At 67.8% G+C, this 15,712-nt stretch carries 15 protein-coding genes and 1 riboswitch; of the genes, 12 read left to right on the plus strand and 3 right to left on the minus strand.

Features of this window, described 5'->3' with window-relative positions:
- Positions 1 to 5 precede the first annotated feature (5 nt).
- Genes BN2156_RS16410 through BN2156_RS16430 form a run of 5 tightly spaced genes read left to right on the plus strand, consistent with a single transcriptional unit; the run spans position 6 to position 5,960 of the window.
- Positions 6 to 1,574 (plus strand): AAA family ATPase, encoded by a 1,569-nt coding sequence (locus BN2156_RS16410; RefSeq protein ID WP_090516110.1) that lies wholly within the window; start codon positions 6 to 8, stop codon positions 1,572 to 1,574.
- Positions 1,571 to 2,185 (plus strand): hypothetical protein, encoded by a 615-nt coding sequence (locus tag BN2156_RS16415; RefSeq protein WP_090516111.1) that lies wholly within the window; start codon positions 1,571 to 1,573, stop codon positions 2,183 to 2,185. The genes BN2156_RS16410 and BN2156_RS16415 overlap by 4 nt, the downstream gene beginning before the upstream one ends.
- The gene (locus BN2156_RS16420; RefSeq protein ID WP_090516112.1) at positions 2,182 to 4,044 is read left to right on the plus strand and encodes a hypothetical protein; all 1,863 of its coding nucleotides are present in this window, start codon (positions 2,182 to 2,184) and stop codon (positions 4,042 to 4,044) included. Before BN2156_RS16415 ends, BN2156_RS16420 begins: the two co-directional genes overlap by 4 nt.
- Positions 4,037 to 4,651: a hypothetical protein gene (locus tag BN2156_RS16425; RefSeq protein WP_090516113.1), complete on the plus strand. Its 615-nt coding sequence runs from the start codon at positions 4,037 to 4,039 to the stop codon at positions 4,649 to 4,651. Before BN2156_RS16420 ends, BN2156_RS16425 begins: the two co-directional genes overlap by 8 nt.
- Positions 4,644 to 5,960, plus strand: a complete 1,317-nt coding sequence (locus BN2156_RS16430; RefSeq protein ID WP_090516114.1) for a phenylacetate--CoA ligase family protein — start codon at positions 4,644 to 4,646, stop codon at positions 5,958 to 5,960. Before BN2156_RS16425 ends, BN2156_RS16430 begins: the two co-directional genes overlap by 8 nt.
- Here the strand turns inward: BN2156_RS16430 and BN2156_RS16435 are convergent.
- Genes BN2156_RS16435 through BN2156_RS16445 form a run of 3 tightly spaced genes read right to left on the minus strand, consistent with a single transcriptional unit; the run spans position 5,938 to position 9,091 of the window.
- Positions 5,938 to 6,672 carry an LOG family protein gene (locus BN2156_RS16435; protein WP_090516115.1) on the minus strand — a complete coding sequence of 245 codons (735 nt, stop codon included), beginning with the start codon at positions 6,670 to 6,672 and terminating at the stop codon, positions 5,938 to 5,940. The two genes, BN2156_RS16430 and BN2156_RS16435, sit on opposite strands and share 23 nt — an antisense overlap.
- Positions 6,669 to 7,310, minus strand: a complete 642-nt coding sequence (locus tag BN2156_RS16440) for a class I SAM-dependent methyltransferase (RefSeq protein WP_090516116.1) — start codon at positions 7,308 to 7,310, stop codon at positions 6,669 to 6,671. Before BN2156_RS16440 ends, BN2156_RS16435 begins: the two co-directional genes overlap by 4 nt.
- 23 nt (positions 7,311 to 7,333) lie before the next feature.
- Complete coding sequence (locus tag BN2156_RS16445; RefSeq protein ID WP_090516117.1) at positions 7,334 to 9,091, minus strand: MFS transporter; 1,758 nt, start codon at positions 9,089 to 9,091, stop codon at positions 7,334 to 7,336.
- A 201-nt stretch (positions 9,092 to 9,292) separates the two neighbouring features.
- Positions 9,293 to 9,401: riboswitch (TPP riboswitch) on the plus strand.
- Here BN2156_RS16445 and thiC point away from each other — a divergent pair.
- The 7 genes from thiC to BN2156_RS16480 all read left to right on the plus strand — a co-directional run bounded on the left by thiC (position 9,392) and on the right by BN2156_RS16480 (position 15,702).
- Positions 9,392 to 10,999, plus strand: coding sequence for a phosphomethylpyrimidine synthase ThiC (thiC, locus tag BN2156_RS16450; RefSeq protein ID WP_090516118.1), 1,608 nt, complete (start codon positions 9,392 to 9,394; stop codon positions 10,997 to 10,999). Its footprint overlaps the riboswitch before it by 10 nt.
- Positions 10,996 to 11,832: a bifunctional hydroxymethylpyrimidine kinase/phosphomethylpyrimidine kinase gene (thiD, locus tag BN2156_RS16455; RefSeq protein ID WP_090516119.1), complete on the plus strand. Its 837-nt coding sequence runs from the start codon at positions 10,996 to 10,998 to the stop codon at positions 11,830 to 11,832. Before thiC ends, thiD begins: the two co-directional genes overlap by 4 nt.
- Entirely contained in the window at positions 11,829 to 12,455 is a 627-nt protein-coding gene (locus BN2156_RS16460; RefSeq protein ID WP_090516120.1) for an alpha/beta hydrolase family protein, read from the plus strand. Before thiD ends, BN2156_RS16460 begins: the two co-directional genes overlap by 4 nt.
- Positions 12,452 to 12,997, plus strand: coding sequence for a septum formation family protein (locus tag BN2156_RS16465; protein ID WP_162490873.1), 546 nt, complete (start codon positions 12,452 to 12,454; stop codon positions 12,995 to 12,997). Before BN2156_RS16460 ends, BN2156_RS16465 begins: the two co-directional genes overlap by 4 nt.
- Positions 12,998 to 13,043: 46 nt before the next feature.
- Entirely contained in the window at positions 13,044 to 14,423 is a 1,380-nt protein-coding gene (locus BN2156_RS16470) for a cytochrome P450 (RefSeq protein ID WP_090516121.1), read from the plus strand.
- A complete protein-coding gene (locus BN2156_RS16475; protein WP_090516122.1) occupies positions 14,420 to 14,689 on the plus strand; it encodes a DUF3303 domain-containing protein in 270 nt (89 codons plus the stop codon). The genes BN2156_RS16470 and BN2156_RS16475 overlap by 4 nt, the downstream gene beginning before the upstream one ends.
- An 86-nt stretch (positions 14,690 to 14,775) precedes the next feature.
- Complete coding sequence (locus BN2156_RS16480; protein WP_090516123.1) at positions 14,776 to 15,702, plus strand: DUF5996 family protein; 927 nt, start codon at positions 14,776 to 14,778, stop codon at positions 15,700 to 15,702.
- Positions 15,703 to 15,712 lie beyond the last annotated feature (10 nt).

Raw genomic sequence — 15,712 nt, forward strand, 5'->3', positions numbered from 1 at the left:
GCCGGATGACGACCAGGTGGAGCGCGGTATCCAAATCGCCGACCTTGCCCGTGGGCCACGCACCGGCCGCCGGGCTCACCGCCACCGACCTGTTCACCCCGCCGGCGGCGCCCACGGTCACCCTCGACGAGAAGCTGCGCCGCGCCTACTTCTGGCTGATCAACAAGGCCGTGATCTCCCCGTTTTACGACGTCGAATTCGGATCGGACACCACGGTCACCTATCCGCTCGGTGATGCCGGCGCTGCCCTGAGCCTGCCGAAGCAACCCGCCTATTCCTCCAATGTCCTTGTCCCCCTGCTGACTTTCGCGGTCGGCGGAAGGTGTCTGCTGATCGGCGGCCCGGGTCGCGGCAAGACCACCCTGGCAGTGTTGATGGGGGTGCTGGCCGGGTCCGCGCCCGCCGATGTGCGCCGCCATGTCCAGCAGGGCCAGCCGCAGCTGACCGTGGGCGATCTGGTCGGGATCCCGCTGCCGCGCGACCTGGTGCAGGCGGGGAGCCTGGCCGAGATCACCATCGCCTGGAAGAGCTGGCTGACCGCACCGGTCAAGATCGTCGACGAGTACAACCGGATTCCGACCAAGACCCAGTCCGCGCTGCTGACCATGGTCGCCGAGGGGTATGTGGAAAGCCACGACCAGATGCACGTCACCGCACCCGAGCACGGCGTGCAGAGCTGGTTTTTCACCGCCAACGACGACGGCGGTGGCGGCACCTTCCCGGTGATCCAAGCGCTGCGCGACCGCATCGACGTGACCGTTCAGGCGTTCGGCTTCAACAGCCGGTTCCTCGATGAGCTGGTGAGCCGGGTGGAGGCCGGTGACCGCCCCGAGGACAACGTGCCCGCCGAGCTGGTGTTCGGCGCTGCCGAGCAGGCGGCCATGGTCGAGCAGATCCGTGCTGTTCCGGTGCCCACCGACGTGCGCCGTCAGTTGGAGTTCTTCGTCAGCCACTTCGAATTCGTCCAGCACGGCGGTCGCCGCTTCGAGTACCGGACCAAGGATGTGGTGGCCACGGCCGGCCTTGAGGTCGAGCAGATCATCGACGCCAATTCGGGTGCCGATCTGCAGGTCGATCTCGGCGCGCAGACCGTCAACGGGGTGTCCGTGCGGTCCCTGCAGAACCTGGTGCTCTACGCCAAGGCGCTGGCCTGGTTCCGGGGTAACGACACCGTCACCCTCGAGGATGTGCGGGCGATGGTGCCGTTCGCGTTGCGCGGCAAGCTGTTACCGAATACTGCCCATCCCCGGTTCGACACCGGCGCCGACCGGGAACTGGCCTCGGATCCGGCGAGCTGGCTGACCGACCTGTTCGACAACTCGTGCCGGGAGTTCGTCGCACTGGCGCGTGAGGGCGAGGATCCGGTGGCCGAACTGCTCGACCAGTTCGGCCGCGGCCTCGATGGTTTGGACGCGCTCGAGGTGTCGCGGCGCCTCACCACGATCGAGGCTCGCATCTCGGCGGTCTCCGGCGTCGGCAAGATCTACGGCCGGGATTTCGATGATCTGGTCGCGTTGAAGTATCTCTACCAACGGTATTCGAACTATCTGCACTGGCTGGAGAGCGGCCGGTGATTGCCCGGGCGTACCACCAGGTCAACCTGGACCCTGCCGCGCCCGCCGACCTCCCCACGGTGCCCGGACTCGATCTGGCCACCTCGGCCGACAACGTGGCGCGTTTCGGCGGTGACCCGCACCGTTACCGTCATGCGCTCAGCGGTATCGCGGCGCCGGCCGAGACCATGTTCAACGCGGCGGCGGTGGCCGCCTGGCGGGCCGGCGTGCTGGGGATCCGCGACGACGCGTTGTCCCGCGTGCAGCTGCTGCCGATCGATCTCGCGGCCTCGGTGCTGGGCCTACCGGTGGATGCGGTTGTCCCCTTCACCGATGGGCAGGCGGTCGACCGGTTCTACTGGCCGTTGCGCCGGCCGGGCGAATTGATCGCGCGGATCGGCGGTTTCACCGGCCTCGGAGGCCGCTGGGACCAGCCGCCCACCGATCCCGTACCTTGCCTGCCCGGCAGGTGGACCGTGTCTGTCGGTGCGCAACGCTGGCAGATCGATGCCGACGTATTCGGCCACGTGATCTCCGACGCCCCCGCAGCCGGCGTGCACCAGGGCCGAGCCGCCACGGCGCAACTGGTCGTGCGCCCCACCTCACATCTGGCCGAGATCTGGCCGGCATGACCGGACGGGCACCCACCGACGCCGAGCTGGACGCCTGGCAGGCCGCCCTCGACCTGTGGGGCGTGCAGCTGCATCGACCGAACATGGTGCGCGACAGCACAACCGGCACGTTCGCCTGGTTCGCCTTCCCGCCGTCCATTTCGATCGACGTCGACGAGCTGGCCCGCCAGGGGGCCGAGGGTCATCTGATCAGCGTCTTCGCGCATGAGATCGGCCATCACGTGCTGTCTCCCAGTACCCGCGTCGTTTCGTTCAAACTGCTGCAGCAGATGGCCCGGGCGATCGTGGCGAGCGATCCGCGCCGGGCCATCCCCGTCACCGGCACGGCCCGGCACCTGTCGAATCTGTGGTCGGACCTGCTCATCAACGACCGGGTGGTCCGGATGCAGCGCCGCCTGCACCCGGATACCGAACCGGACATGATCGCCTTGTGGCGCACACTGACCGCTCGGCAGCCGGTGACGAATGCGGCGTGGTGGGTGCTGATGCACGCCTATGAGCTGCTGTGGTCGCTGCCGTCGAACACCCTGTGCCCCAACGATCCTCCCTCGGTGCCCGAGACAGTGCGAAAGGACGTGCGGGCTCGCCAGGACGTCGACCCGGCCACGCTCGACGTGTCGATGGTCCGCAAGGACCTGCAGGACAAGGAACGTGTGCACCGGGCCGCGGCCATGCGGGTGCGCGCCCTGCAGGACGAACTGTTGCTGAGCCAACCGGTACAACCGGTTGCCGACGCCGAGTACGTGGCTCAGGCGGTCCGCACCTTCGGGGCGGACCCGGTGGGCGGGGCACTGACCTTCGGCATGGTGCTGGTGCCCTATCTGGTGTTGGAGTCGATGATCCCCGACGGAGCCGCACTCCCCGGCGGTGGCTGCGCCGAACAGGACGGAGACCCCGCGACCGCAGCCGAACTGGCACAGGTGCTCGCCGATCCGCGGCTCGACGAGCCGCCGGTGCACCCCGCGGCAGCTGCGCTCGGGGCCTCCACGCCGGAGCAGGCACCGGGCCAAAGTCACGGCGTCGCACAGACACTGGCCCTATTCTCCGGATCAGACCCCAACGCCGTCATGCTGGCCTGGTACGAGGCGCAGGCCCGGCCGTGGATCCGCCCACTGCTGCAGTCAGGGCACGGCGTGGCCGCTCATGGAATCCCGGGACCGTTGGAGACATGGGAGCTCGGCGACGATGCCACCGAGCTGGACTGGCCGGCCACGCTCGCTGTGAACCCGGTGGTGGTGCCCGGGGTGACCACCCGTCGTCGCACCCAACTGCCCGACGATCCGGTCGTCACCACCGAAGCGGTGACCCTGGATCTCTACATCGACTCGTCCGGCTCGATGCCGCGTCCCGAGCGCGGTTCGCCGGCCGTGCTGGCCGGCATGATTCTCGTGCTGTCGGTACTCAAAGGCGGCGGGCGGGTTCGGGTCACGTCATGGTCGGGCCGCGGCCAGGTCGCCGGTGACAGCGTGTACACCCGCGACCGGTTGGAGATCATGCGTCAGCTGACGACCTTCTACAGTGGCGGCACCGTGTTTCCCCTCGATCTGCTGGCCCACCGGTATCCACCCGGCGACCACAAGCCTGATGAGCTGCGCCACCTGGTGGTGTTGTCCGACGACGGTCTGACATCACTGTTCGGCGCAGGCCAGCAGGAGTACGCCGGTGTGGCAGCGGCGGTCCGTCGGCAACTCGCCACCGCCACCCTGCTGGTGCAGGACCGAACGCGCTCGGTGGCCGCTCCGGCCGCCGAGGCCGGTTACGGCGTCGACTACTTGGACAACATGTCCGACGCGCCGGCGGTCTGCGCGCGGCTGGCCGCGCACATCGCCGGGTATCGGCGAGAGGTGCTGCATGGCTGAACAATTGACGAACTGGTTCGCCGAGGAATTGGACGAGCAGGTGGTGTGGTCCGCGCTGAGGCCCGGCCCCACGGTGGACGAGGTCGCCGCGCGGATGGCGAGTACGCCGCAGCCGTTTCTCGCTGACACCGTCGACGTGGTGGCGCTCGCCTGTGACGTGTTCAACCATACCGGCTGTGCAGCGGCCGCCCAGCGCATCACCGAGCGCGGCTCACCCGCGTCCCGGCGCGGCGCAGCCATCGGGTTGTGGTTGTTCGCCAGTGCGGATCTCATCGGTCCGTTCACCGCGCCGCTGGACGAGCGGAAGGCCGCGACAGCGTTGTTGGCGTTGGCTTTTCGGGTGGCCCCGCTGGTCGACCCCGGCCGTTGGCTCAGCGACGCGGAACGCCGCGACGAGGCGGTGCGCACCTTCCTGCTGTGGAACGGCCTGTTGCCGCACGGCGAGGATGCCGTGCAGGCCCGTTCGTTGTTCGAGATGCGTGATTCGGTGCGACGCGAAAGCGCACTGGCTCAGGCTCTGGCCGATCACGAGCACCGCATGGCCGTGCAACGCCGTCTGGCCGACGCCCAGGCCAAAGAAGCTGCGGCACGGTACAACAGTGAGTGACGACCCGCTGCGGCTCGACGACTACGTTCGGTTCGGCCAGGTGGCGCTGACCGACGAGCAGCGCTGGCCGGGACTGTCGGCGGCCGGCCGGGCACGCCTGAGCAGCCTGGAACAGCACCGCCACGCGCCGGCCTGGGGTCATCGCGCCGGGCACCGGCTCACCCCCGCCGAACAGCGGGCCGCCACCCGGCAACTGCCCCTTGATGATTGGCTGCCGCAGCATCTCGCACTGGCCCGCACGCTACCCGCCTATCGCCGCCACCCGGGCCCGCTGAACGACCTCGGCGACTTTCCGCTGATCGGGCGCGAAGACCTGGTCGAGGACATCGCGGCGTTCGTACCGCCGGGCGCCGATCTGAGCCGGATGCTGCACGGCACGAGTTCGGGCAGCACCGGCGCCGCGCTGGTAATTCCCGACGACCCCGATGAGCTGGCGCGCGGATTCCACTGGCTGCGCGGGCTGGTCGGTGCCGACTGGGAACCGGTCGAGCATCGAGTGGCCTTGGTGCAGGCGGTGTTTCAACGGCAGGCGTTCACCTATACGTCGGTGATCCCGGGCTTCGACGAGGCGTTGATGGCACGGCTGAACCTGCATCCGGCCGCCTGGGCAGGCGGCGGCGCGCAGCGTGACGCGTATCTGCGGGACACCGATCCGCAGGTGATCAGCGGAACCCCCACCTCGTTGGAGGTGCTCCTGGAACCTGGGCTGGCCGCCACGCTGCGACCGCTGGCGCTCATCTCCGGGGCCATGACGCTGGCCGCCCCGTTGCGCCGCGCCCTCGAGGCGGCCTACGACTGCCCGGTGCTGGACGTCTACGGCTTGCACGAAACCCGGCCCATCGCGGTCAGCGATGACGGCGGGCCGTTCGTGGTGGCGCAGCGCCGCCTCCACGTCGAGGTGCTGGCCGGCGAGGTCGTGGTGACCTGCGGCGAAAACCAGTTCCTGCCACTCGTGCGTTACCGCACCGGCGACTACGCGCGGCTGGTCAGCCATCGCGGGCAGCCCGCGCTGGCCGATCTGGAAGGCAGGGAGGCAACGGTTTTCGTGTCGGCGACCGGCGTCGCGGTGCCCTGCGTCGACCTCACCCAGCAGCTGCAGGCCGCGGGTGCGCGCGGGTGGAGCGTCACCCAGGACGTCCAGGGCCGCGTCGCGGCGGTGATCGCCTCCGGCGACCAGCACCGGGTAACCGAAGCGCTGCGCCTCCTGTTGGGACACCCGGTCGAAGTCACGCGGGTGAGCACCCTCGCCGGGCTGGGGCCCGGCAAGCCACGCCGCTATGCCTGCGCTATCGCGCCGACGCGACGATGAGTTCGACGGCCTCGGCCACGCTGTCGGTGCAATGGAGCAGGGCGAACTCGGATTCGGAGATCTTTCCGTCGCGCAGCACGGTGTTGCGGATCCAGTCGACCAGGCCCGACCAGTAGTCGACCCCCAGCAGGATGATCGGAAACTCGGTGACCTTGTGGGTCTGCACCAGGGTCAGCGCCTCGAACAGTTCGTCGAGAGTGCCGAATCCGCCCGGCAGGCAGACGAACGCCTGCGCGTATTTCACGAACATGGTTTTGCGGACGAAGAAGTAGCGGAAGTTGATGCCGAGATCGACCCAGTGGTTGAGCCGCTGCTCGAAGGGCAGCTCGATACCGAGTCCGACGGAGTAGCCGCCGGACTCACTGGCCCCGCGGTTGACCGCCTCCATGGAGCCCGGGCCACCCCCGGTGATCACCGCATAACCCGCCCGCACCAGAGCGATGCCCAGCTCCTCACCCAGCCGGTACTCCGGTGAATGCGGAACAGTGCGGGCCGATCCGAAAACTGTGACTGCCCTGGGCATCTCCGACAGGGCATCGAAACCGTCGACGAACTCGCCCTGGATGCGCATCACCCGCCACGGGTCGGTGTGCACCCAATCGGTGGGGCCGCGCCGGTCCAGCAGCCGCTGGTCGGCGGTTGAGGTGGCGCAGCGGTCACGACGCAGTTGCACCGACCCGCGAATCTGGATCTGCTCGTCGTTCTCGGTCATGCGGGCTTGACGCCCACCGTGATGGCGTCGCTGATCGGCGTCCACACCGGCCGGCGCACCCGATGCTGCTCGGCGACGGTGAACCCGGCCCCCTCGAACAGCGCACGCATCTCCTTCTCGGTGGGGCTGTGCGCGGGCGCGCCCAGACCGGCCGACAGCGCATGCAGCGGCAGGAACGTCCGGCGGGGGCTCATCGTCGTCACTGCCACCATGCCGCCGGGCGCCAGCACCCGGTAGAACTCCGCGAGCGCGGCGGGCTGATCGAAGAAATGGAAGGCCGACGTGGTGACCACCGCGTCGAGGAATTCGTCCTGGAACGGCAGTTCCTCGGCAGGGGCCGACATCCACCGCACCCGGTCGGAACGCTTGCCGGCCTGGGCCAGCATTCCGGCGGACATGTCCAGGCCGTAGACCTCGTCCGGAAGCAGTTCTCGCTGGATGCGATCGGCCAGGATGCCGGTACCGCATGCGATGTCGGCGATCGACCGGGCACCGCGCTGCTGCAGTTGGGCGATCACCTCATCCTGGGCGGGCCGGTACACCCACCGCTGCAGGCAGCCCTGGTCGTAGGCCGGCGCGGCGAAACTCCAGAAACTCGTGACGGCGTCGTTGAACCCGCGGCGTTGTGTGGTGGTCACGAGCCCGAGTCTAGGTTGGCCGCTCAGGCCTCGTTGTCGGCTCCGGCCTCGGTCCCGTAGCGGCCCGCACTGAACATCGACGCCACCGCACCGATCACCATCATCACCGCAGCGGCGGTGAACACCACCGTCAGCCCGGAATGGAACGGTTCGGTGATCAGCTGCGGGAAGAACGTCTGCCCGGTGATCACGTCGGCGTTCACGCCCGGCTGATGCAGCGCGTCGTACGGCGCGAGCAGTTCGGCCATCGGGTTGTAGCCCAGGAAGGCCGCGAACAGGCTGCCGACCGGAGGCAGGTTCGCCACGTCCTGGGCCACTGATGCCGAAACACCTTGCTCGGTAAGGCCGCTGGTCATGGCCCCGGGCAGCGTGTTGGCCAGGCCGACGATCATCAGTGAGAAGAAGATGCCGATCGACAGCGAGTTGCCGGCGTTGAAGAAGGTGGACCGTACCCCGGAGGCCGCGCCACGCTGATCGGCCGGCACGCTGGACATGATGGCCGCGGTGTTGGGGGCGGTGAAGATGCCGCCGCCCAGGCCGTTGAGGAACACCAGGATCGCGAACACCCAGTAGTCGAAGTTGACCGGGATGAGCAGGAGCGCGATGAAGGTGGCCGCCATCAGCAGCATGCCGCCCACCGTCAGCGGCCGTGCGCCGAATCGGTCGGAGAGCGATCCGGCGATGGGCGCGGCGACCAGGAACCCGATGGTGACGGGCAGCAGGTAGATGCCGGCCCACAGCGGGGTGGACTCGAAGCTGTAGCCGTGCAGGGGCAACCAGATGCCCTGCAGCCAGATGATCAGCATGAACTGCAGTCCGCCGCGGCCCACCGAGGACATCAGCCCGGCCAGGTTGCCCATGCCGAATGCCGCTGACTTGAACAGCCGGATGTCGACCATCGGCGACGACACCTTCAGCTCGATGACGCAGAAGGCCACCAGCAACAACAGGCCGACCGCGATGGAGCCCAGAACCCAAGGGCTCGTCCAGCCGGTAGTCGAGTCGCCGTAGGGCTGGATGCCGTAGGTGATGCCGATCAGCAGCACGGTCAGGCCCAGGCCGAAGGTCAGCGTGCCGGCCCAGTCGAGTCGCCCGGCGGTGCGGACGCCGAGTTCTTTCAGCGAGCGGTAGCTCCAGATGGTGCCGATGACGCCGATCGGCACGCCCACCCAGAAGACGGCCTTCCAATGCCACTCGGAAAGGAAGCCGCCGATCAGGAGGCCGAGGAACGAGCCGGCGACGGCGGCCACCATGTTGGTACCCAGCGCCATCCCGCGCTGGTTTGCCGGGAAGGCGTCGGTGAGGATCGCCGATGACGACGCCATCAGCATGGCGCCGCCGACGCCCTGAACCACGCGCCAGCCGATCAGCCAGATCGCCCCGCCACCGAGTTGGAACGGGTCGAATGACAGGGCGATCGCGGCCACGGTGAAGACCACGAAGCCGAGGTTGTAGATGCGGACGCGGCCGTACATGTCGCCGAGCCGCCCGAATGGGACGACGAGCACGGCAGTCACCACGAGGTAGCCCATCAGCATCCACAGCAGGTAGCTGACGTTGCCGGGAGCCAGCGGGTTCAGCCCGATACCGCGGAAGATCGCGGGCAGCGAGATCAGCACGATCGAGGCGTTGATCGAGGCCAGCAGGATGCCCAACGTGGTGTTGGACAGCACCACCCACTTGTAGAAGGGGTGGTCGTGATCCATCCGTTTGCGCCGGTCGGCGGTCTCGGCCTGCGCGGCGTCGACGTCGCCGGCGGCGTTCCTGATCTCAGTCGTCATTCCGTCTTCGCTCTGGTCATGTGCAAAACACATATATTAGCTATACAAATCATGTGTGGGCAATCGGAGAGGTTCACGAACCTCGCCATCGCCGGTTTCCACGTCAGGGGCGTAGACCGGCGCGACACACAGCCCTGGTGCCGGAAACGGCGGCCTCCGGGGTTCCCCACCCCCAACGTCTGCGCTAGGTTGGGGCCTGCAAACCACACACGCGGGAGTGCGCACGAGCGCGCTGAGAGGACGGGTACGCCCGTCGACCGTACGAACCTGACCGGGTAATGCCGGCGTAGGGAGATTTTTATGACCGACCTTTTTGTCGACCCCTCTGTGACCACTGGTCCGATCACCGGAAGTACCAAGGTCTACCGCGAGATCGACGGAATGCGGGTGCCGTTCCGGCGGGTCAATCTCACCAACGGTGAACACCTTGACCTGTACGACACTTCGGGCCCGTACACCGACGGCGATGCGGTGATTGACCTGAACACCGGCCTTCCGCCACGCCCCAACGTGATCCGCGACCGCGGCACCCAGCTGCAGCGGGCCCGCGCCGGGGAGATCACCGCCGAGATGGCGTATATCGCTGAGCGCGAGGGCGTTTCACCCGAGCTGGTGCGTGATGAGGTGGCCCGAGGGCGCGCCGTGATCCCGGCCAACCACAAACACCCCGAGGCCGAGCCGATGATCATCGGCAAGGCGTTCGGCGTGAAAGTCAATGCCAACATCGGCAATTCGGCTGTCACCTCGTCGATCGGCGAGGAGGTCGACAAGATGGTGTGGGCCACCCGCTGGGGTGCGGACACCATCATGGACCTGTCCACCGGCAAGGACATCCACCAGACGCGGGAGTGGATCCTGCGCAACTCCCCCGTTCCGGTCGGCACCGTGCCGATCTACCAGGCGCTGGAGAAGGTCAACGGCGATCCCACCAAATTGACGTGGGAGATGTACCGCGACACCGTGATCGAGCAGTGCGAGCAGGGTGTCGACTACATGACCGTGCATGCGGGCGTGCTGCTGCGCTACATCCCACTCACGGTCAAGCGCGTCACCGGCATCGTGTCCCGGGGCGGGTCGATCATGGCGGCCTGGTGCCTGGCGCACCACACCGAATCGTTCCTGTACACCCACTTCGACGAACTGTGCGAGATCCTGGCGCGCTACGACGTGACATTCTCGCTCGGCGACGGGCTGCGGCCCGGGTCGATCGCCGACGCCAACGACGAGGCCCAGTTCGCCGAGCTACGCACCCTGGGTGAGCTGACCAAGATCGCGAAATCCCATGGCGTGCAGGTGATGATCGAAGGCCCCGGCCACGTCCCCATGCACAAGATCGTGGAGAACGTGCGGCTGGAAGAGGAGTGGTGCGAGGAAGCGCCGTTCTACACACTGGGCCCGCTGGCCACCGACATCGCTCCGGCCTATGACCACATCACCTCGGCGATCGGCGCGGCCATCATCGCCCAGGCCGGCACCGCAATGCTGTGTTACGTCACCCCCAAGGAGCACCTGGGCCTGCCGGACCGCAAGGACGTCAAAGACGGGGTGATCGCCTACAAGATCGCCGCGCACGCCGCCGATCTTGCCAAGGGACACCCCCGCGCACAGCAGCGTGACGACGCACTGTCGAAGGCCCGGTTCGAGTTCCGCTGGCACGATCAGTTCGCGTTGTCCCTCGATCCCGACACCGCGCGCGAGTTCCACGACGAGACGCTGCCCGCCGAGCCGGCCAAGACCGCGCATTTCTGTTCGATGTGCGGGCCGAAGTTCTGCTCGATGCGCATCACGCAGGACATCCGCGACGCCTACCCCGACGGGGTTCCCGACGACATCGCCGCCGGCATGGCCGCCAAGTCCCAGGAGTTCGCCGACCACGGCAACCGCGTCTATCTACCCTTGACGACGTGAACTACTTGCCGTTGACCCCCGCGGGTGACAGCCCGCTGCGGGTGATGACCATCGCCGGGTCCGACTCCGGCGGTGGTGCCGGTATCCAGGCCGACATGCGGACCTTCGCGATGCTCGGCCTGCACGGCTGCGTCGCGGTCACCGCGGTGACCGTGCAGAACTCCGTCGGCGTCAAGGGCTTTCACGAGATCCCCCTCGACGTGGTGTCCGGCCAGATCTCGGCGGTGACCTCCGACATCGGCATCCAGGCCGCCAAGACCGGGATGCTGGCCTCCTCGGAGATCATCACCACGATCGCCGAGACCTGGCGTGCCGAAGGTCTGGCCGGATCCGTGCCCTTGGTGGTCGACCCGGTGTGCGCATCGATGCACGGTGATCCCCTACTGCACCACAGCGCACTGGACGCGCTGCGCACCGAGCTGTTCCCGCTGGCCACGCTGGTCACCCCGAACCTCGACGAGGTGCGGTTGCTGGTGGACATCGAGGTCGTCGACGAGGCCTCACAGCGCGACGCGGCGCGGGCCCTGCACGCGCTGGGCCCGCAGTGGGCATTGGTCAAGGGTGGCCACCTGCGCTCGTCGCCGGACAGTCCCGACCTCCTGTTCGACGGCACCGATTTCTACGAGTTCCAGGCCCCGCGGGTCGACACCGGAAACGATCACGGTGCCGGCGACACCCTCGCGGCGGCGACGGCTTGCGCACTGGCACATGGTTGTTCAGTTCCGCAGGCGGTGGAGTTCGGCAAGGCCTGGGTCACCGAATGTATCCGCGCGGCCTATCCGCTGGGGCACGGCCACGGCCCGGTGAACGCGTTGTTCCGGTTGCAGGGATGAACCTCGAGGCGATCGCGGGCGTCGCGCACGAACCCGAAGGGCCGGCGCAGGGCGTCGTCGTCCTCACCCACGGTGCGGGCGGCAACCGCGACTCGGCGATGCTGGTCAAGCTCTGCGACGAGTGGGCGTCGCGCGGCTGGCTGGCCATCCGCTACAACCTCCCGTACCGCCGCCGCAGGCCGAAAGGTCCGCCGTCGGGTTCGGCCGGCGGGGACCAGGAAGGAATCGGCGAGGCGATCGCGCTGGCCCGCACCCTGTCCGACGGGCCGGTGATCGCGGGCGGGCATTCCTACGGTGGCCGGATGACGTCGATGGTGACGGCGGACGGGGCGGGCCCGGACGTGTTGACGCTGTTCTCCTACCCGCTGCATCCACCGGGCAAGCCGGAACGCGCCCGCACCGAGCACCTGTCCCGCATCACCGTGCCCACGGTGTTCACCCACGGCACCGCCGATCCGTTCGGCACGATCGACGAGCTCACCGCGGCCGTGGCATTAGTGAGCGGTCCGACCGAGCTCGTCGTCGTCGACGGTGCCCGCCACGACCTCGGATCCAAGCGGGCGGACGTGGCCGCCCTCGCGGTGGACGCGGCGCTGCGGGCAGTCGATATCGTCGAACCATGACCTACCCGCCCGGTCCCCGCGGTCCGCAGGGCCACAATTACCCGCCACCGCCCCCGCAGCCGTATTCCACCGGTCCCGACCAGTTCTCGGCGCCACCGAAGAAGTCGCCGGCACTCAAGTGGGTGCTGCTGGGTGTCGTGGTACTGGTCGCGATCGTGGTTGCCGCCGGTGCGGTGTTCTACCTCGCCCGCGACCGCGGTGCCACCGAGGCCAGCCAGGTCCGCTCGGGTGATTGCCTGACCGAGATCCCCGACAGCAGCCGTGTGCTGTACGTCAAGACGGTCAGCTGCGACCAGCCGCACAAGGGTGAGGTGTTCGCGGTGCTGTCGCTGCCCGACGGCGATTTCCCCGGCGATGCCGAGGTGGTCAAGTACACCGACAAGTGCGGACCGGCATTGGCCAGGTACGCCCCCGGCGCCAGCGAGGAATCCGGGATCCAATTGTTCGTCCTCTACCCGACCGAGGACTCCTGGCAACGGGGCGACCGCACCGTGACATGCATCGCTACCAGCAAAAATCCCCGCAGCGGCAAATTAGAGTAACGCGCTACTCTAGGCCGCCCGCACCGCGTGGTCAGACACTCGACACATGGTCGAGATCGATACGCAGCCGGCTGCAGCCACCCTGCCGCTCGCACCGCGCAATCCCCTGTCCTATCGGCAGAAGATCAAGGCGATGCGGTCCTTCATCGAGGGGCACCAGCGGCTGCGCGACGCCGGAGGCCCCGTCAGCCGGATGGTGCTGGGCCCGCGGTGGCTGATACCGCCGGTGCTGTTGGTCACCTCCCCGCAGGGGGCCCGCGATGTCCTGGGCCGCCGCGATGCGGTCGCCGATCGCGGCGGTGCCGTCAACATGGTGCAGCTGCGCCGGCTGATGGGCGGCAACCTGCTGAACCTGCCGCATGAGCGCTGGCTGCCGCGACGGCGAACGCTGCAGCCGATGTTCACCAAGCAGAACGTCCCGCGGTACGCGGGACACATGGCCGCCGCGGCACATTCGATCGCTGACGGCTGGGATGACTGTGCGACGGTCGACCTGGATGTCGCGTGCCGGTCACTCACGCTGCGGGCACTGGGCCGCTCGGTGTTCGGACTGGATCTCGATGACCGCGCCGACGACGTGGGCCCGTCGCTGCGTACCGCGTTGTCCTGGATTTCCGATCGGTCGGTCCGCCCGGTCAACTTTCCGCAGTGGGTGCCGACCGGCGGACAGCGCCGGGCCAAGGCGGCCAACGCCTGCTTGCACCGGCTCGCCGCCGAGATCCTCGCCGCGGTGCGCGCCGATCCCGATCGGGACGCACCGCTGGTGCGCGCGCTGATCGAGGCCCGTGATCCCGATACCCGCCGGCAGCTCACCGACGACGAAATCTGTGATGAATTGGTGCTTTTCATGCTCGCCGGGCATGACACCACCTCCACCACGCTGTGTTATTCGCTGTGGGCACTGGGCCGCGATCCCGATCTGCAGTCCCGCGTGTACGAGGAAGTCGCGGCGCTGGGCGACCGCACGCTGACGCCCGAAGACGTGCCGCACCTCGAGCACACCGTTCGGGTGTTGCACGAGGCGTTGCGGCTGTGCCCGCCCGGTGCCGGCACACCGCGGATGCTCAACGAAGAGATGGTCGTCGACGGCTACCGCGCCGAGGCCGGCACGATGGCGATGGTCAACTTCTATGTCATGCACCGCGACCCGGCGCTGTGGGACGATCCGCTGACCTTCGACCCGGACCGATTCACCCCCGAGCGTTCGGCGGGCCGAAACCGTTGGCAGTACCTGCCTTTCGGCGGTGGCCCGCGATCGTGCGTCGGCGACCACTTCGCCATGCTGGAGGCCACCCTGGCCTTGGCGACCATAGTGCGCGAGGTTTCGGTGACCTCGCTGCGCGACGACTTCCCGGTGGAGACCCCCTTCACCGTCATCGCCGCCGAGCCGATCCCGGCCCGCATCACCAGGAGGAGAAAGCCATGAAGTTCCTCGTGCACTGGAGCCAGGTTCCGGGCAAGTACCGGGACGGAATCGAGAAGTTCAAGGAGACCGGCGGGCAGCCGCCGGCGGGCGTCACCATGCTGGGGCGCTGGTGGGGAATGAACGGCCAGGGCTTCGCCGTGGCCGAGTCCGACGACGCGACAGCCATCTTCCAGGTGGCCGCCGAGTGGGGCGAGTTCCTCACGATGGACATCACCCCCTGTGTCGAGGACGCCCAGGCCGGCGAGGTGATCGCCAAGCTGTTCTGACGGTTCTGAACCCGGCATGGTGCCACCATTCCGCAGCTAGGTTGGACATCGAGGAATCCTCGGCGGCGGAAGGTGGTACCTGTCCCATGAGCACTCCCATCGACAACGGGTGGCCAGCACTGCGGGTGTCGGACTGGGAACCCACCCGCGACACGCTTCACATGTGGACACAGATCGTCGGCAAGATCCGACTGGCGTACTCGCCACTGCTCAATCACTGGTGGCAGGTGACCCTGTATGTGAGCCCGCGCGGCTTGACCACGTCATCGATTCCGTATCGAGACCGGTTGTTCGACATGGAGTTCGATTTCATCGACCACGTGCTGGCGATCCGCACCAGCGACGGCGGCTTGTCCACAGTCGCGCTTACCCCGAAATCCGTCGCGGAGTTCTATGCCGAAACCCTCTCCGCACTGGACCAACTGGGCATCGAAGCACGAATCCATGCGAGCCCCAACGAGGTCGAGCCCGCCATACCGTTCGCCGAAGATCACCAGCACGCGTCCTACGACCCGCGGGCCGCCAATCTGTTCTGGCGTCAACTGATTCAGGCGCACCGGGTGATCGGCGATTTCCGGGCCTACTTCATCGGCAAGGTGAGCCCGGTGCACTTCTTCTGGGGCTCCTTCGACATGGCCTGCACAAGGTTCTCCGGCCGTCCCGCACCCGAGCACCCGGGCGGTGCACCCAACTGCCCCAATGGCGTAATGGTGGAAGGTTATTCGCACGAGTTGAGCAGTTGCGGCTTCTGGCCGGGCGGCGGTGACGAGGGCGCGTTCTATGCCTACGCCTATCCCGAACCGGAGGGCTTTGCCGACTACTCCGTCGGCCCGGATGCGGCCTACTACAGCCAGGACTTCAAGCAGTTCCTGCTGCCCTACGAGGCGGTGCGCACGGCACCCGATCCCGACGGTGCGCTGATGGAATTCCTGCAGTCCAGCTATGCCGCCGCTGCCGACCTGGCCGGCTGGGACCGCTCGGCCCTCGAGTGCGATCCGCGACGCTGGAGTTGATCGGCCTCTC

Origin of the sequence: Mycolicibacterium neworleansense (assembly GCF_001245615.1) — a bacterium.
GTDB classification, from domain to species: Bacteria; Actinomycetota; Actinomycetes; order Mycobacteriales; family Mycobacteriaceae; genus Mycobacterium; species Mycobacterium neworleansense.

Coding starts and splice junctions, on each gene's coding strand:
- BN2156_RS16480 (WP_090516123.1), top strand. CDS start 14,776: ATGAGCACTCCCATCGACAACGGGTGGCCAGCACTGCGGGTGTCGGAC.
- BN2156_RS16465 (WP_162490873.1), top strand. CDS start 12,452: ATGACCTACCCGCCCGGTCCCCGCGGTCCGCAGGGCCACAATTACCCG.
- BN2156_RS16410 (WP_090516110.1), top strand. CDS start 6: ATGACGACCAGGTGGAGCGCGGTATCCAAATCGCCGACCTTGCCCGTG.
- BN2156_RS16460 (WP_090516120.1), top strand. CDS start 11,829: ATGAACCTCGAGGCGATCGCGGGCGTCGCGCACGAACCCGAAGGGCCG.
- BN2156_RS16435 (WP_090516115.1), bottom strand. CDS start 6,672: ATGACCGAGAACGACGAGCAGATCCAGATTCGCGGGTCGGTGCAACTG.
- BN2156_RS16425 (WP_090516113.1), top strand. CDS start 4,037: ATGGCTGAACAATTGACGAACTGGTTCGCCGAGGAATTGGACGAGCAG.
- thiC (WP_090516118.1), top strand. CDS start 9,392: ATGACCGACCTTTTTGTCGACCCCTCTGTGACCACTGGTCCGATCACC.
- BN2156_RS16445 (WP_090516117.1), bottom strand. CDS start 9,091: ATGACGACTGAGATCAGGAACGCCGCCGGCGACGTCGACGCCGCGCAG.
- BN2156_RS16420 (WP_090516112.1), top strand. CDS start 2,182: ATGACCGGACGGGCACCCACCGACGCCGAGCTGGACGCCTGGCAGGCC.
- BN2156_RS16470 (WP_090516121.1), top strand. CDS start 13,044: ATGGTCGAGATCGATACGCAGCCGGCTGCAGCCACCCTGCCGCTCGCA.
- BN2156_RS16475 (WP_090516122.1), top strand. CDS start 14,420: ATGAAGTTCCTCGTGCACTGGAGCCAGGTTCCGGGCAAGTACCGGGAC.